Genomic DNA, 20,025 nt, shown 5'->3' with positions numbered 1-20,025 from the left:
ATGCGTCGCTACCTGTTCGCCGGCTTCCTGCCGGCACTCGCCTCGCTGAGCGCGCCGCTGTGCGCCGCCGAGGGGACGACGGGTGCCGCCGCGCCGACGGTGGGCGCCGCTTCCGGCGCCGCCGCGCAACTGGCCCAACTGGTGCTCGGCCTGGGCCTGGTGATCGGCCTGATCTTCCTGCTCGCCTGGCTGGTGCGCCGGGTGCAACAGGCCGGTCCGCGCGGCAACCGCTTGATCCGCACCCTTGCCAGCCAGCCGCTGGGTCCGCGCGACCGGCTGGTGCTGGTGCAGGTCGGTGAGGAGCAGATCCTGCTCGGCCTGACGCCCGGCCGGATCACGCCGTTGCACGTGCTCAAGGAGCCGGTACACCTGCCGGACGGCGAGCCGGCCACGCCGGAATTCGCCCAGCGCCTGCTGGAGCTGCTGAACAAGGACCCCAAGGGCAAGCCATGACTCCGCGCATCTCCCTGGCCGGCGCGCTCGCCGCGCTCTGCCTTCTGCTGCTGGCGCCGTGGCCGGCGCTGGCCGCCGACCCGACATCGATCTCGGCGATCACCGTGACCACCAACGGCCAGGGCCAGCAGGAGTATTCGGTCAGCCTGCAGATCCTGCTGATCATGACCGCGCTGAGCTTCATCCCGGCGTTCGTCATGCTGATGACCAGCTTCACCCGGATCATCATCGTCTTCTCCATCCTGCGCCAGGCGCTGGGCCTGCAATCGACGCCGTCGAACCAGGTGCTGGTGGGGCTGGCGCTGTTCCTGACCATGTTCGTCATGGCCCCGGTGTTCGACAAGATCAACAGCCAGGCCCTGCAGCCCTACCTGAACGAGCAGATTCCCGCCCAGGAAGCCCTGCAAAAGGCCGAGGTACCGCTGAAGGCGTTCATGCTGGCGCAGACTCGTACCTCCGACCTGGAGCTGTTCGTCCGCCTGTCCAAGCGCACCGACATCGGCAGCCCGGAGGCGACGCCGCTGACCATCCTGGTCCCGGCCTTCGTCACGTCCGAGCTGAAGACCGCGTTCCAGATCGGCTTCATGATCTTCATCCCGTTCCTGATCATCGACCTGGTGGTGTCCAGCGTGCTGATGGCGATGGGCATGATGATGCTGTCGCCGCTGATCATTTCCCTGCCGTTCAAGATCATGCTGTTCGTCCTGGTGGATGGCTGGGCGCTGATCATCGGGACGCTGGCGGGCAGTTTCGGCACCGTCTAGCGGTGCCGCCGGCTTGACGCGCCGCTGGCGCGCTGGAGAGAGACATGACCCCTGAGGTGGCACTCGACCTGTTCCGCGAGGCGTTGTGGCTGACGGCGATGATCGTCGGCGTGCTGGTGGTTCCGAGCCTGCTGGTCGGTCTCGTGGTGGCGATGTTCCAGGCCGCCACCCAGATCAACGAACAGACCCTGAGCTTCCTGCCGCGCCTGATGGTGATCCTGCTCACCCTGATCGTGCTGGGCCCCTGGCTGCTGCGGCAGCTGATGGAGTACACCCAGACGCTGATCGGCAACATCCCGCTGCTGATCGGCTGATGCTGGAGCTGACCAACGCGCAGATCGGCGGCTGGATCGCCAGCTTCGTGCTGCCGCTGTTCAGGGTCGCGGCGCTGCTGATGACCATGCCGGTGATCGGCACCCAGCTGGTGCCGGTGCGGGTGCGCCTCTACCTGGCGCTGGGCGTCTGCGTGGTGCTGGTGCCGAACCTGCCGCCGATGCCGCAGGTGGACGCGCTGAGCATGAAGGCCATGCTGCTGATCGGCGAGCAGATCCTGGTCGGCGCCTTGCTCGGCTTTTCCCTGCAGTTGCTGTTCCACGCCTTCGTGATCGCCGGGCAGATCATCTCGATGCAGATGGGCCTGGGCTTCGCTTCCATGGTTGACCCGGCCAACGGCGTCTCGGTGCCGGTGCTCGGCCAGTTCTTCACCATGCTGGTGACGCTGCTGTTCCTGGCGATGAACGGGCACCTGGTAGTGTTCGAGGTAATCGCCGAGAGCTTCGTCACCCTGCCGGTGGGCGAGGGCCTGAGCGGCAACCATTTCTGGATCATCGCCGGCAAGCTCGGCTGGGTGATGGGCGCGGCACTGCTGCTGGCGCTGCCGGCGATCACCGCGCTGCTGGTGGTGAACCTCGCCTTCGGCGCCATGACCCGCGCGGCGCCGCAACTGAACATCTTCTCCATCGGCTTTCCGTTGACCCTGGTGCTGGGCCTGGTGATCCTCTGGATCGGCACCGCCGACCTGCTCAGCCAGTACCAGGTGCTGGCCGGCGAGGCCCTGCAATTCCTCCGTGAACTGGTGCGGGCGAAATAGCCATGGCCGAGAGCGAGAGCGGGCAGGACAAGACAGAGGAACCCACGGAGAAACGCCGCCGCGAGGCGCGCGAGAAAGGGCAGTTGCCGCGTTCGCGGGAGCTGAACACCCTGGCCATCCTCATGGCCGGCGCCGGCGGCCTGCTGATCTACGGCGCCGACCTGGCGGGCGCCCTGTTGCGCCTGATGCGCAGCAATTTCGAGCTGTCCCGGGAAACCGCGATGAATACCGAGAGCATGCTGCAATTGCTCGGCGCTTCGGCCTACCTGGCTGCCCAGGGGCTCTGGCCGATCCTGCTGATGCTGCTGGTGGCGGCGATCGTCGGGCCGATCGCCCTCGGCGGCTGGCTGTTCTCGATGGACGCCCTGCAACCCAAGTTCAGCCGGCTCAACCCGCTGTCGGGGCTGAAGCGGATGTTTTCCGCCAAGTCGCTGCTCGAACTGAGCAAGGCGCTGATCAAGTTCCTGGTGGTGCTGGCGGTGGCCCTGCTGGTGCTCTCCGCCGACCGCGACGCCCTCCTGGCGCTGGCGCACCAGCCGCTCGAGCAGGCGATCCTGCACAGCGTGCGGGTGGTCGGCTGGAGCGCCTTCTGGATGGCCTGCAGCCTGCTGCTGATCGCCGCGGTGGACGTGCCCTACCAGATCTGGGACAACCGCCAGAAGCTGCTGATGACCAAGCAGGAAGTCCGCGACGAATACAAGGACTCCGAGGGCAAGCCCGAGGTCAAGTCGAAGATCCGCCAGATGCAGCGCGAGATGGCGCAGAGACGGATGATGGCGGCGGTGCCGGAGGCCGACGTGGTGATCACCAACCCGACCCACTTCGCCGTAGCCCTGAAGTACGACCCGGCGGGCGGCGGGGCGCCGCTGCTGCTGGCCAAGGGCAACGATTTCCTGGCCCTGAAGATCCGCGAGGTGGCCCAGGAGCACAAGGTGATGGTCATGGAGTCGCCGGCGCTGGCGCGAGCGGTGTACTACTCCACCGAGCTGGATCAGGAGATTCCCGCCGGGCTCTATCTCGCCGTGGCCCAGGTGCTGGCCTATGTCTACCAGCTCAAGCAGTACCAGGCCGGCAAGGGCAAGCGGCCGAGCCCGTTGAAGGACCTGCCGATCCCGCCGGACCTGCGTCGCGACGAGTGACCTGGCTGGAGCTACGCGCCGCGCTGTGGCAGCCTTGGCCGATACCCGCTCGGGATGAGAGCTTTGCCGTTCATGGATCGAACCTTGTCTGATCGTATTTTCCCGCCTGTCCTCCTGTTGCTCGCCCTGGCCTGGCTGCTGCCCTGGATGCCTGCGCACGCCGAAGCGCCGGCGGAATGGGTCGCCTTGCCCCTGTCGGAGCGGGTGGTGGATGCCACCCACACGCTGGACGAGGCGACGCGCCAACGCCTGGTGGAGAAGCTCGAGGCGCTGGAGCGGCGACGCGGTGCGCAGATCGCGGTGGTGATGCTGCCGACTACCGGTACCCTCGATATCGAAGCCTTCTCCGACAAGTTGTTCCAGGCCTGGAAGCTCGGCCGCAAGGCGGTCGACGACGGTCTGCTGCTGGTGGTGGCCAAGGATGACCGGCGCATGCGCATCGAGGTCGGCTACGGCCTGGAGGGTGCGGTGCCCGATGTGGTCGCCGGACGGATCATTCGCGAGCGGATGGCCCCGGCATTTCGCGAGGGCGACTACGCCGGCGGGATCGAGGCCGCGGTGGACGAGCTGATCCGCCTGGTCGACGGCGAAACGCTGCCGGCGGCCGCGTCGTCGGGTGCGCCGAAAGTCTCGCTGGGGCAATTGCCGGCGGAAGCCTGGGCGCTGCTGGTCGCCTTCATCTACGGATCGTTGGCCGGAGTGCTGTTGAGTGCCCGGGCGCTGCGCTGGCCCTGGCTGCTCGGCGGGGCGCTGCTCTGCTGGCTGCTGGGCACGCTGGCCGGCGCTTCCGGCGAATGGATGAGCGTGCTGCTGGTCGCTCCGCTGTGCATGCTGGTCGGCGGCGCGACCTTCGGCGCGCTGTGGACGGTGCGCCCGGCCTTCTACCTGGTGATCGGCGTACTGGTCTATGTAGCCCTGCTCGGGCTGGCGGCGCATTGGTTCAGCGCGGTGTCCTTCATCTACGGCCTGCTGTGGCCGGCCGGGGTGCTGATGCTGGCGGTTCTCTGCTGGTCGAACTACCGCCTGATGCGCTCGCTATGGCGCGAGCGGCGGAAAAGTTTCCACCGCCGACTGTGGGCGTTGCTGGCGGCCTACCTGCTGCTCGGATTGCTGTCCGGTGGCCTGGACGTACCGCTGGTCTGGCTGGCCCTGCTACCGTTCCTGCTCATGCTCGGGCTGCTGGTGTTCGGCCAGGTACGCCTGAGTGGGGGGGGAGGCTCGTCGGGAAGCTCCGGCGGCGGTTCCTCCTCCTCTTCCTCCTCGTCGTCCGGCGGCTTTTCCGGGGGCGGTGGTTCCAGCGGCGGAGGCGGTGCCTCGGGCAGTTGGTAATGGGTTCCCGTTCATTTCATTCGGAGACAAGGATGTCTGCAATCACGCGTTATCTCGCCATGCTTCGCCTGTTCGGCATGCTGCTCTGCGCCGCCGCGATTCCCTCCGTTGCCACCGCGACGGTGGCGGTCACCGTCGCGGTGGCAGCGTCCGATGTCGAGGAGGAGGCCGTGGAGGCATCGGCGGTCGGCGCCGAGGCCGAGGCAGCGCGCGATGCGGGCTACGAGTCCGCGGAGGTTCCGGCGCTGGCGCGGCGGGTGACCGACCTTACCGCGACCCTCGACGCCGCCGAGCGTGCCCGCCTGGAAGCTTCGCTGGCCGCGCTGGAGGTCCGGAAGGGTGCCCAGGTAGCGATCCTGATGGTGCCCAGCACCTATCCGGACAGCATCGAGGCCTATGCGACGCGGGTCTTCGAGGCGTGGAAGCTGGGGCGCAAGGGGATCGATGACGGCGTCCTGGTGCTGGTGGCGAAGGACGACCGGCGCATGCGCATTGAAGTCGGCTATGGCCTGGAAGGAACGATCACCGACATCGATGCCGGGCGGATCATCCGCGAATACATGACCCCTGCGTTCCGTCAGCAAGACTACGCCGGCGGCCTGGAAGCGGCGGCGCAGCGCCTGGTACGACTGATCGACGGCGAGGCGTTGCCGCCGCCGCCGCGCGACCCGCTGGAGCCCGGCGCGGTACGGCAGACCCTGGCTATCGCATTCCTGCTCGGCGCTCTCGGCGGGGTGGCGCTGCTGGTACGTCCGCGCGCCTGGTACTGGACCCTGGGGGCGGTAGTGGCGCTCGCTGCGGCGTTGGCACTGGGGCGGCACTGGCCGGCAGGGGCGATGGTGGCGCTGGCGGAGATGGTGGCGGTCCTGGGCGTCGGCTTCGGCGCGTTGCTCAAGTATTCGCGCGGTGCCCGCTGGTTCTTCGCCATTCTTGTGCTCTATGCGCTGGGGCTGTTCTGGGCCTACGGCCGTTATGGCCTGCCGGTGCTCCATTACGGATTGGCCGTGCCGCTTTCGCTGGGACTGACCCTGCTGATGCTGGCCGGTGCCTGGCAGGGGCTGCGCAGAGGACGGCGCTGGGCCTACCTGCCGGGCCTGCTCGGCCTGCTGCTGACCCTGGCCCTGGAGTGCCTGCTGTTGCTGGTGGACGACCCGCTGAACAGCATCGAGGCGCTGATCATCCTGCCCGCCGCTTGCCTGCCGCTGCTCATCGGTTGCAATTTCAGCGCCGGCGGCTCGGGGGGAGGGCGTCGACGCGGCGGCGATTACGCTAGCTCATCGGGTTCCTCGTCGTCCAGTTCGTCCAGTTCGTCTTCGGACTCGTTCTCCGGCGGCGGAGGCTCGAGTGGCGGCGGTGGCGCCTCCGGTAGTTGGTGATTGGCGAAAACCCTTTTCAATCAATGAATTGAAAAGTTGGAACGGTTCCTGCAATGACCCGCCCGACGCGCATTCCGGCGTCAAAAGTTTGTTCGGCGCCCACCTACGGGCGCCATACGCAGGGCAGGGGAGTCGAGAGTGGATCGCACGCAACTGATCAGCAATGTGCGCAGCAACCTGGCGGGACTGGGGCGCGGCAGCCTCGGCGTGCCGGTCCTGCTGCTGGCCATGCTGGCGATGATGACCCTGCCGATCCCGCCATTCCTGCTGGACGTGCTGTTCACCTTCAACATCGCCCTGTCCATCGTCGTCCTGCTGGTCTGCGTGTACGCCCTGCGGCCGCTGGACTTCGCCGTGTTCCCGACCATCCTGCTGGTGGCGACCCTGTTGCGCCTGGCGCTGAACGTTGCCTCGACCCGCGTGGTGCTGCTCCACGGCCACGACGGCCATGGCGCCGCAGGCAAGGTGATCCAGGCCTTCGGCGAAGTGGTGATCGGCGGCAACTACGTGGTCGGGGTGGTGGTGTTCGCGATCCTCATGATCATCAACTTCGTGGTGGTGACCAAGGGCGCCGGGCGGATTTCCGAAGTCAGCGCGCGCTTCACCCTGGATGCCATGCCCGGCAAGCAGATGGCCATCGACGCCGACCTCAACGCCGGCCTGATCGAGCAGGAGGAAGCCAAGAAGCGCCGCAGCGAGGTGGCCCAGGAGGCCGACTTCTACGGTTCGATGGACGGTGCCAGCAAGTTCGTCCGCGGCGACGCCATCGCCGGCCTGCTGATTCTCTTCATCAACCTGATCGGCGGCGTCGCCATCGGCATGATCCAGCATTCGATGTCCTTCGGCGACGCCGGCAAGGTCTACGCCCTGCTGACCATCGGTGACGGCCTGGTGGCACAACTGCCGTCGCTGCTGCTGTCGACTGCGGCGGCGATCATGGTGACGCGGGTCTCCAGTTCCGAGGACATGGGCCAGCAGGTCAACCGGCAGATGTTCGCCTCGCCCAAGGCGCTGGCGATTTCCGCGGCGATCCTGATCGCCATGGGCGCCGTGCCGGGCATGCCGCATGTTTCCTTCATCGGCCTCGGCGCCCTGGCCGGTGCTGCCGCCTACTGGATCTGGCACCGGCAGAACAAGGCCAAGCAGGTCGCCGAGCAGGAGGTGCAGCGCCAGCAGGAGCTGCTGCCGGCGCAGCGCGCCCAGGAGGTCAAGGAACTGGGTTGGGACGACGTCACCCCGGTGGACATGGTCGGCCTGGAAGTCGGCTACCGGCTGATCCCGCTGGTCGACCGCAACCAGGGCGGGCAACTGCTGGCGCGGATCAAGGGCGTACGCAAGAAGCTGTCCCAGGAGCTGGGCTTCCTGATGCCCTCGGTGCACATCCGCGACAACCTCGACCTGCTGCCCAACGCCTACCGTCTGACCCTGATGGGGGTCAGCGTGGCCGAAGCGGAGATCTATCCCGATCGCGAGCTGGCGATCAACCCCGGCCAGGTATTCGGCAGCCTCAACGGCATCGCCGGCAAGGACCCGGCCTTCGGCCTGGAGGCGGTATGGATCGAGCCCGGCCAGCGCGACCAGGCGCAGTCGCTGGGCTACACCGTGGTGGATGCGAGCACCGTGGTCGCCACTCACCTGAACCAGGTGCTGCACAAGCACGCCCACGAGCTGCTGGGCCATGAAGAAGTGCAACAGCTCCTGCAATTGCTCGCGCGCAGCTCGCCGAAGCTGGCGGAAGAGCTGGTGCCGGGGCTGATTTCCCTGTCCACCCTGCTCAAGGTCCTGCAGGCGCTGCTCCAGGAGCAGGTGCCGGTGCGCGACATCCGTACCATCGCCGAGGCCATCGCCAACGTCGCTCCACGGAGTCAAGATCCCGGCGCGATGGTCGCCGCGGTTCGCGTCGCGTTGTCCCGCGCAATCGTGCAAAGCATTGTCGGGCTTGAGCCGGAGCTGCCTGTGATCACGCTCGAGCCGAGGTTGGAACAGATTTTGCTGAACAGCATGCAGAAGGCCGGACAAGGCTCCGAGGACGGCATGTTGCTGGAGCCGGGGATGGCCGAGAAGCTGCAACGCTCGCTGATCGAGAGCGCGCAACGCCAGGAGATGCTCGGTAAGCCGGCGATCCTGCTGGTTGCCGGACCGATCCGCTCGATGATGTCGCGCTTCGCGCGGATGGCGGTGCCCAGCATGCATGTGCTGGCCTACCAGGAAATCCCGGACAACAAGCAAGTCACCATCGTCGCGACGGTGGGACAGAACTGAACGAGGGCTGCGCCGGCTCCAGGGCCGGCACACCGGGCAACCTGAGGTTGCCGGCAAGACTACTGAACTGAGGGGTTCGGGCAATGCAAGTCAAACGCTTCTTCGCCGCCGATATGCGCCAGGCCATGAAACTGGTCCGCGACGAACTGGGTCCGGACGCCGCGATTCTCGGCAACCGCCGGGTCGCCGGCGGCATCGAGCTGACCGCGGCGCTGGATTACCAGGCCCCGCCGGCGCCGAGCAAGCCCAACCCGGCGCTGGAAGTGGAGCTGCGCAAGACCCAGGCGCGGATCGCCGAGGCGCGCGCCGAGTTGACGGCGCGTCCGGCGGAAAACCAGCGCAAGGACCGTCAATTGTTCGCCGAGGAGAAGCCGGCGCGTCCGACCCTGGCCGAGTCCATGACGGCGGCGCAGGCCAAGCCCCAGGCGGGCGGCCAGACCCTCGAGGCAATGCGTTTCGAACTGAACGGCCTGCGCGAGCTGATCGAGGTACAACTGGGTTCCATCGCCTGGGGCCAGTTGCAGCACCAGCGTCCGCAGCAGGCCAATCTCTGGCGGCGCCTGCAGCGCATGGGCTTGCCGGCGGAGCTGAGCAAGCCGTTGCTGGAGCGGGTCGCCGCGGTGGGCGATACGCGCCAGGCCTGGCGCATGCTGTTGGCGCACCTGTCGCGTGCCGTGCAGACCCCCGAGCAGGACCCGCTCGACGCGGGCGGCGTACTGGCCCTGGTCGGCCCGGCAGGCGCCGGCAAGACCACCACCCTGGCGAAGATGGCCGCGCGCTACGTCCTCAAGTACGGCGCCCAGAGCCTGGCGCTGGTGAGCATGGACAGCTACCGGATCGGCGCCCAGGAGCAGATCAAGACCCTCGGTCGGATCCTCAACGTACCGGTGACCCTGGTCGATCCCGGCCAGTCGCTGATCCAGGCCCTGGCGCCGCTGGCGCGCAAGCGCATGGTGCTGATCGATACCGCCGGCCTGCCGGCCAGCGACCCGGCATTGCGCATGCAGCTCGAGGCACTGGCGTCGCCGAGCCTGAACGTGAAGAATTACCTGGTGATGGCCACCACCAGCCAGAGCCAGGTGCTCAAGTCGGCCTACCAGACCTATCGGCACTGCGGGCTGGCGGGTTGCATCCTGACTAAGCTGGACGAGGCGGGCAGCCTCGGTGAATCGATGGCGCTGGCTATCGCCCAGCGTCTCCCGGTAGCCTATCTGGCGGATGGGCCGCGGATTCCGGACGACCTGCAGGTGGCGCGCAGTCACCAACTGGTCAGCCGGGCGGTGAGCCTGCAGGCACCGGAAGAGCCCAGCGAGGACGCCATGGCCGAGATGTTCGCCGGGCTCTACCAGCAACCGGCGCGGCGTGCCGGCTGAGGATGTGGGAAGAACCGCGCGTGGCGCGGGTGACGGAAGCGAAGGTGGCTTCCGCCGGGCCGGGAGCGATGGCGCATCGTTCCCGCCAATACCGGAGAGCGCTGGAAGGGGCGTTCCGGGAAGACGACAACACAAGGTATGAAGCAGATGGGTAGCATGCATCCCGTACAGGTGATCGCAGTAACTGGCGGCAAGGGCGGCGTCGGCAAGACCAATGTGTCGGTGAACCTGGCACTGGCTCTGGCCGATCTCGGCCGTCGCGTCATGCTGCTGGATGCCGACCTCGGCCTGGCCAACGTCGACGTCCTGCTGGGACTCACGCCCAAGCGCACCCTGGCCGACGTGATCGAGGGACGCTGCGAACTGCGCGATGTCCTCCTCCTCGGTCCCGGTGGCGTGCGCATCGTTCCCGCGGCCTCCGGCACGCAGAGCATGGTGCACCTCTCGCCGATGCAGCATGCGGGGCTGATCCAGGCGTTCAGCGATATCAGCGACAACCTCGATGTCCTGGTCGTCGACACTGCCGCTGGGATCGGCGATTCGGTGGTCAGTTTCGTCCGCGCCGCGCAGGAGGTGCTGCTGGTCGTCTGCGACGAGCCGACCTCGATCACCGATGCCTACGCCCTGATCAAACTGCTCAACCGCGACCACGGCATGACCCGCTTCCGGGTCCTGGCCAACATGGCCCACAGCCCGCAGGAAGGACGCAACCTGTTCGCCAAACTGACCAAGGTCACTGACCGTTTCCTCGACGTCGCACTACAGTATGTAGGTGTCATCCCTTACGACGAGTCGGTACGCAAGGCCGTGCAGAAACAGCGAGCCGTATACGAGGCATTCCCCCGCTCGAAGGCGTCCCTGGCCTTCAAGGCGGTCGCGCAGAAGGTCGATAGCTGGCCGCTGCCGGCCAACCCGCGCGGGCACCTGGAGTTCTTCGTCGAACGACTGGTCCAACACCCCGCGACAGGTTCGGCCGTATGACAGCGGCCTCTGGAGTGCGTATGTATAGCAAGGCGCAAGCGCAGAACTCCCAGGAGCAACTGATCCAGCGTTACGCACCACTGGTCAAGCGCATCGCCTATCACCTGCTCGGCCGCCTGCCGGCCAGCGTGCAGGTGGAGGACCTGATGCAGGCCGGCATGATCGGCCTGCTCGAGGCCGCGAAGAAATACGACGCCGGCAAGGGCGCCAGCTTCGAGACCTATGCCGGCATCCGCATCCGTGGGGCCATGCTCGACGAGGTCCGCAAGGGCGACTGGGCGCCGCGTTCGGTGCACCGCAACACGCGCATGGTGACCGACGCGATCCGCGCGATCGAGGCGAGAACCGGACGCGACGCTAAAGATCACGAAGTTGCTGCCGAACTCCAATTGAGCCTCGAAGATTACTACGGCATCCTCAGCGACACGCAGGGCAGCCGCCTGTACAGCTTCGACGACCTGTTGCAGGACGGCGAACATGGATTGCCGGAAGACACCAGCCTCAGTCACAACGAACCGATCCACGGCCTGCTCGACGAACGTTTCCAGGCGGCCCTGGCGGATGCCATCGCCAAGTTGCCGGAGCGCGAGCGCCTGGTGCTGGCGTTGTATTACGACGAGGAACTCAACCTCAAGGAGATCGGCGAGGTACTGGGCGTCAGCGAATCGCGGGTCAGCCAGTTGCACAGCCAGTGCGCCGCGCGTTTGCGCGCGCGCCTGGCCGATTGGCGGTCGGCCTGAACCGGCCTCGACCGCAGCTTGTAACCGTTAACGCAAAAGAATGTGTGGCGCGTCCCCTGGGGCGCGCTCTGGTCTGTACGGAGGTTTACTTGGACAAGAACATGAAAATTCTCATCGTGGACGACTTTTCCACGATGAGACGCATCATCAAGAACCTCTTGCGGGACTTGGGCTTCACCAATACCGCCGAGGCCGACGACGGCACCACGGCGCTGCCGATGCTGCACAGCGGCAATTTCGACTTTCTCGTCACCGACTGGAACATGCCGGGCATGACCGGCATCGATCTGCTGCGCGCGGTTCGCGCCGACGAGCGCCTCAAGCACCTGCCGGTGCTGATGGTCACCGCCGAGGCCAAGCGCGACCAGATCATCGAAGCGGCCCAGGCCGGGGTCAACGGCTATGTGGTCAAACCCTTCACCGCTCAGGTCCTGAAGGAAAAGATCGAGAAGATTTTCGAGCGGGTCAACGGCTGAAGCCGGCCAAGAGGGTGTCATGGTGCTTGGTAACGATTCCACGGGCGACGAATTCGAATCGACCCTGAAAAAACATGCGCGCGAACTGGTGGACTGTCTCGAACGGGGGCACTTCCAGCAGGCGGTGCAATTGATCCAGGAGCTCAGCCAGGCCAGGGACCGTGGCCTCTACCAGGAAGTGGGCAAGCTGACCCGCGAACTGCACAACGCCATCGTCGATTTCCAGATCGACCCGCATTCCCCCCACGCGCAGGAAATGTCGCAGATCGCCGATGCCACCGATCGTCTTTCCTACGTAGTGGAAATGACCGAGAAGGCCGCCAACCGGACCATGGACCTGGTGGAGCAGAGCGCCCCGCTGGTCAACCAGTTGGGCGACGATTCGCGGGAGCTGCACCAGGAGTGGCAACGCTTCATGCGCCGGGAAATCGACGCTGACGGCTTCCGCGAGCTGGCCAAGCGCATCGAACAGTTCCTCGTGCGCAGCGGCGAGAACGCCGGCCAGTTGTCCTCGCAGCTCAATGACATCCTGCTGGCGCAGGATTACCAGGACCTGACCGGCCAGGTGATCAAGCGTGTCACCAAGCTGGTCACCGAGGTCGAGAGCAACCTCGTGAAGCTGGTCTGGATGGCCGGCCAGGTGGACCGTTACGCCGGGATCGAGCACGACCACGTGAGCATGCGCCACCAGGCCGCGCTGGAGCGTTCGGCCAAGGGCGAGGGGCCGCAGGTCGCCGCGGAAAAACGAGAGGATGTGGTGTCCGGGCAGGATGACGTGGACGATCTGCTGTCCAGCCTGGGTTTCTGACCCGCCCGGCTCAAGACTGCGGCATCGCTGCCGTTAAGTAAGCATTGAACGCTGGCATCCGCGGGCTGCTGGCACAGCCTTCGTCATGCCGGTGATCCCGGCGGGCGGGCTGAAGTCGGTCCGGAAAGCCGGGCCGGTATTTCCGGCAGGACAGCGGTCCTGCCGATCCTTTCGAGTAACACGTCTCTGGGAGCAGCCGAATGAGCTTCGACGCCGATGAAGAAATCCTCCAGGACTTCCTGGTTGAGGCCGGCGAGATTCTCGAGCAATTGTCCGAGCAACTGGTCGAGCTGGAGAGCCGGCCGGACGATATGGACCTGCTCAATGCCATTTTCCGTGGGTTCCATACGGTCAAGGGCGGTGCCGGCTTCCTCCAGCTGAACGCGCTGGTGGAATGCTGCCACATTGCGGAAAACGTCTTCGATATCCTGCGCAAGGGCGAGCGGCGCGTCAGCTCCGAACTGATGGATGTGGTGCTGCAGGCGCTGGATACGGTCAACGCGATGTTCGACCAGGTGCGCGAGCAGTCCGAACCGACCCCGGCGACGCCCGAGCTGCTGGCGGCCCTTGCCCGCCTGGCCGAGCCCGAGGGCGCCGAGCCCGCGGAACCTGTGCAAGCGCCGCCGGCGGCCGTTCCGCCAGCCGAGCCTGCGGCGCCGCCGGAAGCGCCCGCGCAGAGTGCCTCCAGCGATATCACCGACGACGAGTTCGAGCAGTTGCTGGATGCTCTGCAGGGCGACGAAGCGCCGGCCTCCGCCGTTGCAGAAGCGCCCGCGGCTCCCGCTGGCGACGAGATCAGCGACGCCGAGTTCGAGGCGTTGCTCGACCAGTTGCACGGCAAGGGCAAGTTCGTCCCGCCGGCGGTCTCGGCCGAGCCTGCGCAAGTCCCCGCCGAGGCGGTCGAGCCGGCCGCGGCTGCCGCTGGTGACGATATCAGCGACGACGAGTTCGAGGCACTGCTCGACGAACTGCACGGCAAGGGCAAGTTCGGCGATGTCCCGGAAGCCGCCGGCACACCCGCCGCACCGGCTGCCGCGGCTCCAGCGGCTGCGCCGGCGGAGCAGGGCAAGGCGCCGGCCGCCGCGGGCGGCGATGAGATCAGCGACGACGAGTTCGAGTCGCTGCTCGACGAACTGCACGGCAAGGGCAAGTTCAACGGCGCCTCCGAGGCCGTGGCGGCCGCCGCGGCGGTAGCCAAGAACATCGCGGCGAAGAGTCCCGCGGCGAAACCGGTCGCTCCGGCCAAGGCCGCCGCCGCGCGTCCGGCGGCGCCCGACAGGCCGGCGGCGAGCGAGGCGGAGACCACCGTGCGGGTGGATACGGCGCGTCTCGACGAGATCATGAACATGGTCGGCGAGCTGGTGCTGGTGCGTAACCGCCTGGTGCGCCTGGGCCTGAACAGTGGCGACGAGGCCATGGCCAAGGCCGTGGCCAACCTCGACGTGGTCACCGGCGACCTGCAGATGTCGGTGATGAAGACCCGCATGCAGCCGATCAAGAAAGTCTTCGGCCGCTTCCCGCGCCTGGTTCGCGACCTGGCGCGGAACATGAAGAAAGAGATCAACCTGGAGCTGGTGGGCGAAGAGACCGACCTCGACAAGAACCTGGTCGAGGCCCTCGCCGATCCGCTGGTGCACCTGGTGCGCAACGCCGTCGACCACGGCATCGAGAGTCCGGAGGAGCGCGAGGCCGCCGGCAAGCCGCGGGTCGGCCAGGTGGTGCTGTCAGCGGAGCAGGAGGGTGACCACATCCTCCTGATGATCACCGACGACGGCAAGGGCATGGACGCCGAGGTGCTGCGCAACAAGGCGGTGGAGAAGGGCCTGCTGGAGCGCGATGCGGCGGACCGCCTGACCGACCTGGAGTGCTACAACCTGATTTTCGCCCCGGGTTTCTCGACCAAGACCGAGATTTCCGACGTGTCCGGCCGCGGTGTCGGCATGGACGTGGTGAAGACCAAGATTTCCCAGCTCAACGGCACGGTCAACGTGTTTTCGCAGAAGGGGTCCGGCTCGAAGATCGTCATCAAGGTGCCGCTGACTTTGGCGATCATGCCTACCCTTATGGTGATGCTGGGCAGCCAGGCGTTCGCCTTCCCGCTGGTCAACGTCAACGAAATCTTCCATCTTGACCTGTCGCGCACCAATGTCGTGGATGGCCAGGAAGTGGTGATCGTCCGCGACAAGGCCTTGCCGCTGTTCTATCTCAAGCGCTGGCTGGTGCCGAGTGCGGCCCACGAAGAGCAGGGTGAGGGACACGTGGTGATCCTGTCGGTCGGCACCCAGCGCATCGGTTTCGTCGTCGACCAGTTGGTGGGACAAGAAGAAGTGGTGATCAAGCCACTCGGCAAGATGTTGCAGGGCACCCCCGGCATGGCGGGCGCCACCATCACCGGGGACGGGCGCATCGCCCTGATCCTCGATGTGCCGAGCATGCTCAAGCGTTACGCACGGCGCATCTGACGCCGCGTATGGGTTTCCGGCGGCGCAGGAGCGTCGCCCTCTGAGGAGTAGCTATGGCAGTCAAAGTCCTGGTGGTGGACGATTCGGGGTTCTTCCGCCGCCGTGTCTCGGAGATTCTCTCCGCCGATGGACAGATCCAGGTGGTCGGCACCGCCACCAATGGCCGCGAGGCCATCGAGCAGGCGCTGGCCCTGAGACCCGATGTGATCACCATGGATTACGAGATGCCGCTGATGGACGGCATCACCGCGGTACGCAACATCATGCAGCGTTGCCCGACCCCGGTCCTGATGTTCTCCTCGCTGACCCACGAGGGCGCGCGGGTGACCCTGGATGCACTGGACGCTGGAGCGGTCGACTACCTGCCGAAGAATTTCGAGGACATCTCGCGCAACCCGGACAAGGTCCGCCAGTTGCTCTGCGAGAAGGTCCTGACCATCGCCCGTAGCAATCGTCGCTCGATCAGCCTGCCGCCGCTGCCTTCGGCCACCTCGTCCAGCCATGCGCCGGCGTCGTCCTCCAGCGTCGGCGCGAGCGCGCGTGTTGGTGCCGGCGCGTCGCCGGCCCCGGCGTCGACCTCGGCGGCGCCGAAGCGCAAGGCCTACCGGCTGGTCGCGATCGGTACCTCCACCGGTGGACCGGTTGCCTTGCAGCGGGTGCTGACCCAGTTGCCGGCCAACTTCCCGGCGCCGCTGGTACTGATCCAGCACATGCCGGCGGCCTTCACCAAGGCCTTCGCCGAGCGCCTCGACAAGCTGTGCCGGATCAACGTCAAGGAGGCGGAGGACGGCGACATCCTGCGTCCCGGCCTGGCGCTGCTGGCGCCGGGCGGCAAGCAGATGATGGTCGACGGCCGCGGCACGGTGCGCATCCTCCCCGGCGACGAACGCCTGAACTACAAGCCCTGCGTCGACGTGACCTTCGGCTCGGCGGCCAAGGCCTACAACGACAAGGTCCTGGCGGTGGTCCTCACCGGCATGGGCGCCGACGGACGCGAGGGTGCGCGCCTGCTCAAGCAGGGCGGCAGCCAGGTGTGGGCGCAGGACGAGGCCAGTTGCGTGATCTACGGGATGCCGATGGCCGTGGTCAAGGCCAACCTGGCGGACGCGGTGTACGGGCTCGACGACATCGGCCGGCACCTGGTCGAGGCGTGCCAGTAAGCGTGCGTGCAGGAATGAGGAGACTGCCTTCGATGGCCACCCACGTGACGAGCTGCGCGCGCCTTCGCCGAGCCGAGGGGACGCGCTGATGGATGTGCTCAGCCTAGTCGGGATCATCCTGGCGTTCGTCGCCATCGTCGGCGGAAACTTTCTCGAGGGCGGCCACGCGGGGGCCCTGCTCAACGGTCCGGCGGCGCTGATCGTGATCGGCGGCACCCTGGCCGCGGCGCTGTTGCAGACCCCGGTGAACGTGCTCAAGCGCGGCCTGGGCATGCTCGGCTGGGTGTTCTTCCCGCCGCGCGAGGATCTTTCCGGGGGAATCGACCGGATCGTCTCCTGGAGCATGACCGCGCGCAAGGAAGGCCTGCTCGGCCTGGAGAGCATCGCCGACGCGGAGCCCGATCCCTATGCGCGCAAGGGCCTGCAACTGCTGGTGGACGGCGCCGAGCCGGAAGTCATCCGCAGCATCCTTGAGGTCGACCTGTTCACCCAGGAAAGCCGCGACCTGCAGGCCGCCAAGGTGTTCGAGAGCATGGGCGGCTATGCGCCGACCATCGGCATCATCGGCGCGGTAATGGGCCTGATCCATGTGATGGGCAACCTGGCCAACCCGGCGCAGCTCGGCAGCGGCATCGCCGTGGCGTTCGTCGCCACCATCTATGGCGTCGGCTTTGCCAACCTGCTCCTGCTGCCGATCGGCAACAAGCTGAAAACCCTGGTACTGCGCCAGTCGCGCTACCGCGAGATGCTCCTGGAGGGCCTGCTGTCCATCGCCGAGGGCGAGAACCCGCGTTCCATCGAGTTGAAGCTGCAAGGCTTCATGGACTGACCGGAGCCGAGCATGCAGCGTCGCCGTCGCCACCAGGAGGAACACGAGAACCACGAACGCTGGCTGGTTTCCTATGCCGATTTCATCACCCTGTTGTTCGCCTTCTTCGTGGTGATGTATTCGATTTCCTCGATCAACGAGGGCAAGTACAAGATCCTCTCGGAGACCCTCACCGGCGTGTTCAACCAGCCCGACCGTTCGTTGAAGCCGATTCCCATCGGCGACGAGCGGCCGCGCACCACCGAGCCGGAGCGCACCAGCGTCGAGGAGCAGCCCAGCGACAACGCGGCCAGCGCCGACTCGCTGGAGCGGATCGCCGACAGCGTGCGCGATGCCTTCGGCGACTTGATCGCCTCCGACCAGTTGAGCGTGCGCGGCAACGAGCTGTGGATCGAGATCACTCTCAATTCCAGCCTGCTGTTTCCCAGCGGCGATGCGCTGCCCAACGATGCCGCCTTCGATATCGTCGAGAAGGTCGCCAAGATCCTGGCGCCCTACAAGAACCCGATCCATGTCGAGGGCTTCACCGATGACGTGCCGATCCATAGCCCGCGCTATCCCACCAACTGGGAACTGTCGGCGGCGCGGGCGGCGAGCATCGTCCGCCTGCTCGGCAACGATGGGGTCGAGCCGTCGCGGATGGCTGCGGTGGGCTATGGTGAATTTCAGCCGGTGGCGGACAATGCCAGCGCCGAGGGGCGGGCGAAGAATCGCCGGGTGGTGCTGGTGATCTCGCGCAACCTGGAGGTGCGGCGCAGCGTCAGCGGGGTCGGCAGCGGCAAGGCGCAACCGGATTCGGCGCTCCGCCACGCAGGCTCGGCAGCTGGCACGCAAGCTGCAGATACTGGCGGTACGCCGGCGCCCGCGCCGGCAACCGTCAATTCCCCGTCGCCTTCGCCATGAGCGCGCGAACCATGGTTTGCGTACGGGCGCCGGGGCCGAACTGGCCATTAGCGCGGCCCCAACCGGGTAGACCCATGCCAGGAAGAGTAGAGCAATGAAAGTCTGGGCAGTCGCCAATCAGAAAGGAGGGGTCGGCAAGACCACCTCGTCCATCGCCCTGGCCGGCCTGTTGGCGGATGCCGGCAAGCGCGTGGTCGTGGTCGACCTGGACCCCCACGGCTCGATGACCAGCTATTTCGGCTATGACCCGGACACCCTCGAGCACAGCGCCTTCGACCTGTTCCTGCACCAGGGCAACGTCCCCGAGGGGCTGCCGGCCTCGCTGCTGCGCAGCACCAGCAACGAACGCATTTCCTTGCTGCCGTCGAGTACCGCGCTGGCCACCCTGGAGCGCCAGTCGCCGGGCAAGAGCGGTCTCGGCCTGGTGGTCTCGAAGAGCCTGGCGCAGCTCTGGCAGGATTTCGACCATGCGATCATCGACAGCCCGCCGCTGCTCGGCGTGCTGATGGTCAACGCCCTGGCCGCCAGCCAGCACCTGGTGATCCCGGTGCAGACCGAGTTCCTCGCGGTGAAAGGGCTGGAGCGGATGGTCAACACCCTGGCGATGATCAACCGGTCGCGCAAACAGGCGTTGCCCTATACCATCGTACCTACGCTGTTCGACCGGCGGACCCAGGCTTCGCTGAGCACGCTGCGGATTCTCAACGAGAACTACCCGGACAACCTGTGGCAGGCGTTCATTCCCATCGATACCCGCCTGCGCGATGCCAGCCGGGCCGGGGTCACGCCGTCGCAGCACGACGGCAAGAGTCGCGGGGTGATCGCCTACCGCGCCTTGCTCAAGCATCTGCTGGCGCAGCAGCCGGCCACCCGGGTGGCCTGATGGCGCGCCGGTCGCCGCGCCGACAGGCGCATTCAAGCCGCACCGGAGTGCGGCCGATAACCGTTGTAGACCCCTGTCGCGGAATACCCACATGAGCGCCGCCACCGCCACCCGTTCGCAACTGGCCTTGCAGTCCTACCTGGATGCGTTGCTCCAGGAGGCCACTTTCGAGGACCTGGAACCTCTCGTCGAGACGCCGCCAGCGCCTGCGCCCGCGCCGTTGAAGCCTGTCGCGCTGGCGGTCGCCGAAGTGGCGACACCGGCCCCGGCGCTGGAAACGCTGCCGGTCGACCACGGGTTCGACGAGTTCGAGGCCGCGGTGCTCGAGGAGCAGGTCCGCGATGCGCGCCTGGTTCCGCCGGCGCCGGCGGCCCTGCTCGACGAACCGACGACGTTGCGCGAGCTGCCGGTCGAGCCACGGCCCCACGAAGTCATCGAGTTGCGCGTGCCGAGCGCCCCGGCGAGCGTCGGCGAGCCGCCGCTGCTCGACCTGCCGCTGCTCGACGACGGTCGTCCGGCCTGGGCGGCGGAGCCCTTCGAGTGCCTGCTGTTCGACGTCGCCGGGCTGACCCTGGCGGTGCCGCTGGTGTGCCTCGGCTCGATCTATCCGCTGGAGAACCAGGAACTGACCCCGTTGTTCGGCCAGCCCGACTGGTTCCTCGGCATCCTGCCGTCGCAGGCGGGCAACCTGAAGGTGTTGGACACCGCACGCTGGGTGATGCCCGAACGCTACCGCGACGACTATCGCGACGGCCTCAAGTACGTGATCTCGGTCCAGGGCTACGAGTGGGGGCTGGCGGTGCACCAGGTGAGCCGCTCGATCCGCCTCGACCCGGCCGAGGTGAAATGGCGCAGCCAGCGTAGCCAGCGGCCCTGGCTGGCCGGCACGGTCATCGAACACATGTGTGCGCTGCTGGATGTGGCGGCGCTCGCCGAACTGATCGCCAGCGGCGCCGTCAAGCGCCTGCACGGCGACCATTGATAGACAGCTTCCGCC

At 66.8% G+C, this 20,025-nt stretch carries 19 protein-coding genes; all 19 read left to right on the top strand.

Annotation, left to right across the window (positions count from 1 at the left end; translation table 11 throughout):
- The 19 genes from fliO to LE197_RS14705 all read left to right on the top strand — a co-directional run bounded on the left by fliO (nucleotide 1) and on the right by LE197_RS14705 (nucleotide 20,010).
- Nucleotides 1-453, top strand: coding sequence for a flagellar biosynthetic protein FliO (fliO, locus tag LE197_RS14795; protein WP_003083051.1), 453 nt, complete (start codon nucleotides 1-3; stop codon nucleotides 451-453).
- A complete protein-coding gene (fliP, locus tag LE197_RS14790) occupies nucleotides 450-1,217 on the top strand; it encodes a flagellar type III secretion system pore protein FliP (RefSeq protein WP_003083052.1) in 768 nt (255 codons plus the stop codon). Before fliO ends, fliP begins: the two co-directional genes overlap by 4 nt.
- A 44-nt stretch (nucleotides 1,218-1,261) precedes the next feature.
- Nucleotides 1,262-1,531 carry a flagellar biosynthesis protein FliQ gene (gene fliQ / locus LE197_RS14785; protein ID WP_003083053.1) on the top strand — a complete coding sequence of 90 codons (270 nt, stop codon included), beginning with the start codon at nucleotides 1,262-1,264 and terminating at the stop codon, nucleotides 1,529-1,531.
- Nucleotides 1,531-2,307 (top strand): flagellar biosynthetic protein FliR, encoded by a 777-nt coding sequence (gene fliR / locus LE197_RS14780; protein ID WP_003083054.1) that lies wholly within the window; start codon nucleotides 1,531-1,533, stop codon nucleotides 2,305-2,307. Before fliQ ends, fliR begins: the two co-directional genes overlap by 1 nt.
- 2 nt (nucleotides 2,308-2,309) lie before the next feature.
- On the top strand, nucleotides 2,310-3,446 hold the full coding sequence (gene flhB / locus LE197_RS14775; protein ID WP_003083056.1) for a flagellar biosynthesis protein FlhB: 1,137 nt from the start codon (nucleotides 2,310-2,312) through the stop codon (nucleotides 3,444-3,446).
- Nucleotides 3,447-3,518: 72 nt separating this feature from the next.
- Nucleotides 3,519-4,775 carry a TPM domain-containing protein gene (locus LE197_RS14770; RefSeq protein ID WP_003122943.1) on the top strand — a complete coding sequence of 419 codons (1,257 nt, stop codon included), beginning with the start codon at nucleotides 3,519-3,521 and terminating at the stop codon, nucleotides 4,773-4,775.
- Nucleotides 4,776-4,807: 32 nt separating this feature from the next.
- Complete coding sequence (locus LE197_RS14765; RefSeq protein ID WP_023109017.1) at nucleotides 4,808-6,151, top strand: TPM domain-containing protein; 1,344 nt, start codon at nucleotides 4,808-4,810, stop codon at nucleotides 6,149-6,151.
- A gap of 138 nt (nucleotides 6,152-6,289) precedes the next feature.
- Nucleotides 6,290-8,413, top strand: a complete 2,124-nt coding sequence (flhA, locus tag LE197_RS14760; RefSeq protein WP_003083059.1) for a flagellar biosynthesis protein FlhA — start codon at nucleotides 6,290-6,292, stop codon at nucleotides 8,411-8,413.
- Nucleotides 8,414-8,496: 83 nt separating this feature from the next.
- Nucleotides 8,497-9,786, top strand: coding sequence for a flagellar biosynthesis protein FlhF (gene flhF, locus LE197_RS14755; RefSeq protein WP_003117138.1), 1,290 nt, complete (start codon nucleotides 8,497-8,499; stop codon nucleotides 9,784-9,786).
- A gap of 138 nt (nucleotides 9,787-9,924) precedes the next feature.
- Nucleotides 9,925-10,767: a flagellar synthesis regulator FleN gene (gene fleN / locus LE197_RS14750; RefSeq protein WP_003083064.1), complete on the top strand. Its 843-nt coding sequence runs from the start codon at nucleotides 9,925-9,927 to the stop codon at nucleotides 10,765-10,767.
- On the top strand, nucleotides 10,764-11,507 hold the full coding sequence (gene fliA / locus LE197_RS14745; RefSeq protein WP_003083070.1) for an RNA polymerase sigma factor FliA: 744 nt from the start codon (nucleotides 10,764-10,766) through the stop codon (nucleotides 11,505-11,507). The genes fleN and fliA overlap by 4 nt, the downstream gene beginning before the upstream one ends.
- 101 nt (nucleotides 11,508-11,608) lie before the next feature.
- Nucleotides 11,609-11,983, top strand: a complete 375-nt coding sequence (locus LE197_RS14740) for a chemotaxis response regulator CheY (RefSeq protein ID WP_003083073.1) — start codon at nucleotides 11,609-11,611, stop codon at nucleotides 11,981-11,983.
- Nucleotides 11,984-12,002: 19 nt separating this feature from the next.
- Nucleotides 12,003-12,791: a protein phosphatase CheZ gene (locus LE197_RS14735; protein WP_003083075.1), complete on the top strand. Its 789-nt coding sequence runs from the start codon at nucleotides 12,003-12,005 to the stop codon at nucleotides 12,789-12,791.
- Nucleotides 12,792-12,991: 200 nt separating this feature from the next.
- Entirely contained in the window at nucleotides 12,992-15,253 is a 2,262-nt protein-coding gene (locus LE197_RS14730) for a chemotaxis protein CheA (protein ID WP_003114282.1), read from the top strand.
- Nucleotides 15,254-15,306: 53 nt separating this feature from the next.
- Nucleotides 15,307-16,413: a protein-glutamate methylesterase/protein-glutamine glutaminase gene (locus LE197_RS14725; protein WP_003083085.1), complete on the top strand. Its 1,107-nt coding sequence runs from the start codon at nucleotides 15,307-15,309 to the stop codon at nucleotides 16,411-16,413.
- An 88-nt stretch (nucleotides 16,414-16,501) separates the two neighbouring features.
- Nucleotides 16,502-17,242 carry a flagellar motor protein gene (locus tag LE197_RS14720; protein WP_003083089.1) on the top strand — a complete coding sequence of 247 codons (741 nt, stop codon included), beginning with the start codon at nucleotides 16,502-16,504 and terminating at the stop codon, nucleotides 17,240-17,242.
- Nucleotides 17,243-17,254: 12 nt separating this feature from the next.
- Entirely contained in the window at nucleotides 17,255-18,145 is an 891-nt protein-coding gene (gene motD, locus LE197_RS14715; protein WP_003083090.1) for a flagellar motor protein MotD, read from the top strand.
- A gap of 94 nt (nucleotides 18,146-18,239) precedes the next feature.
- On the top strand, nucleotides 18,240-19,028 hold the full coding sequence (locus LE197_RS14710) for a ParA family protein (RefSeq protein ID WP_003083092.1): 789 nt from the start codon (nucleotides 18,240-18,242) through the stop codon (nucleotides 19,026-19,028).
- 91 nt (nucleotides 19,029-19,119) lie between these two features.
- Nucleotides 19,120-20,010 (top strand): CheW domain-containing protein, encoded by an 891-nt coding sequence (locus LE197_RS14705; RefSeq protein WP_003083094.1) that lies wholly within the window; start codon nucleotides 19,120-19,122, stop codon nucleotides 20,008-20,010.
- The last annotated feature ends 15 nt before the right edge of the window (nucleotides 20,011-20,025 follow it).

The organism is Pseudomonas sp. PS1(2021) (assembly GCF_020405165.1).
GTDB classification, from domain to species: domain Bacteria; phylum Pseudomonadota; class Gammaproteobacteria; order Pseudomonadales; family Pseudomonadaceae; genus Pseudomonas; species Pseudomonas aeruginosa.
This window is presented reverse-complemented; position numbering and strand designations above follow the sequence as displayed.

Bases quoted from the DNA above. Each gene is read 5' to 3' on its own strand.
- fliP (WP_003083052.1), top strand. From the start codon at position 450: ATGACTCCGCGCATCTCCCTGGCCGGCGCGCTCGCCGCGCTCTGCCTT.
- fliA (WP_003083070.1), top strand. From the start codon at position 10,764: ATGACAGCGGCCTCTGGAGTGCGTATGTATAGCAAGGCGCAAGCGCAG.
- flhB (WP_003083056.1), top strand. From the start codon at position 2,310: ATGGCCGAGAGCGAGAGCGGGCAGGACAAGACAGAGGAACCCACGGAG.
- motD (WP_003083090.1), top strand. From the start codon at position 17,255: ATGCAGCGTCGCCGTCGCCACCAGGAGGAACACGAGAACCACGAACGC.
- LE197_RS14725 (WP_003083085.1), top strand. From the start codon at position 15,307: ATGGCAGTCAAAGTCCTGGTGGTGGACGATTCGGGGTTCTTCCGCCGC.
- fliQ (WP_003083053.1), top strand. From the start codon at position 1,262: ATGACCCCTGAGGTGGCACTCGACCTGTTCCGCGAGGCGTTGTGGCTG.
- LE197_RS14735 (WP_003083075.1), top strand. From the start codon at position 12,003: ATGGTGCTTGGTAACGATTCCACGGGCGACGAATTCGAATCGACCCTG.
- fleN (WP_003083064.1), top strand. From the start codon at position 9,925: ATGAAGCAGATGGGTAGCATGCATCCCGTACAGGTGATCGCAGTAACT.
- fliR (WP_003083054.1), top strand. From the start codon at position 1,531: ATGCTGGAGCTGACCAACGCGCAGATCGGCGGCTGGATCGCCAGCTTC.
- LE197_RS14705 (WP_003083094.1), top strand. From the start codon at position 19,120: ATGAGCGCCGCCACCGCCACCCGTTCGCAACTGGCCTTGCAGTCCTAC.
- LE197_RS14740 (WP_003083073.1), top strand. From the start codon at position 11,609: ATGAAAATTCTCATCGTGGACGACTTTTCCACGATGAGACGCATCATC.
- LE197_RS14765 (WP_023109017.1), top strand. From the start codon at position 4,808: ATGTCTGCAATCACGCGTTATCTCGCCATGCTTCGCCTGTTCGGCATG.
- LE197_RS14720 (WP_003083089.1), top strand. From the start codon at position 16,502: ATGGATGTGCTCAGCCTAGTCGGGATCATCCTGGCGTTCGTCGCCATC.
- flhF (WP_003117138.1), top strand. From the start codon at position 8,497: ATGCAAGTCAAACGCTTCTTCGCCGCCGATATGCGCCAGGCCATGAAA.
- LE197_RS14730 (WP_003114282.1), top strand. From the start codon at position 12,992: ATGAGCTTCGACGCCGATGAAGAAATCCTCCAGGACTTCCTGGTTGAG.
- fliO (WP_003083051.1), top strand. From the start codon at position 1: ATGCGTCGCTACCTGTTCGCCGGCTTCCTGCCGGCACTCGCCTCGCTG.
- LE197_RS14770 (WP_003122943.1), top strand. From the start codon at position 3,519: ATGGATCGAACCTTGTCTGATCGTATTTTCCCGCCTGTCCTCCTGTTG.
- LE197_RS14710 (WP_003083092.1), top strand. From the start codon at position 18,240: ATGAAAGTCTGGGCAGTCGCCAATCAGAAAGGAGGGGTCGGCAAGACC.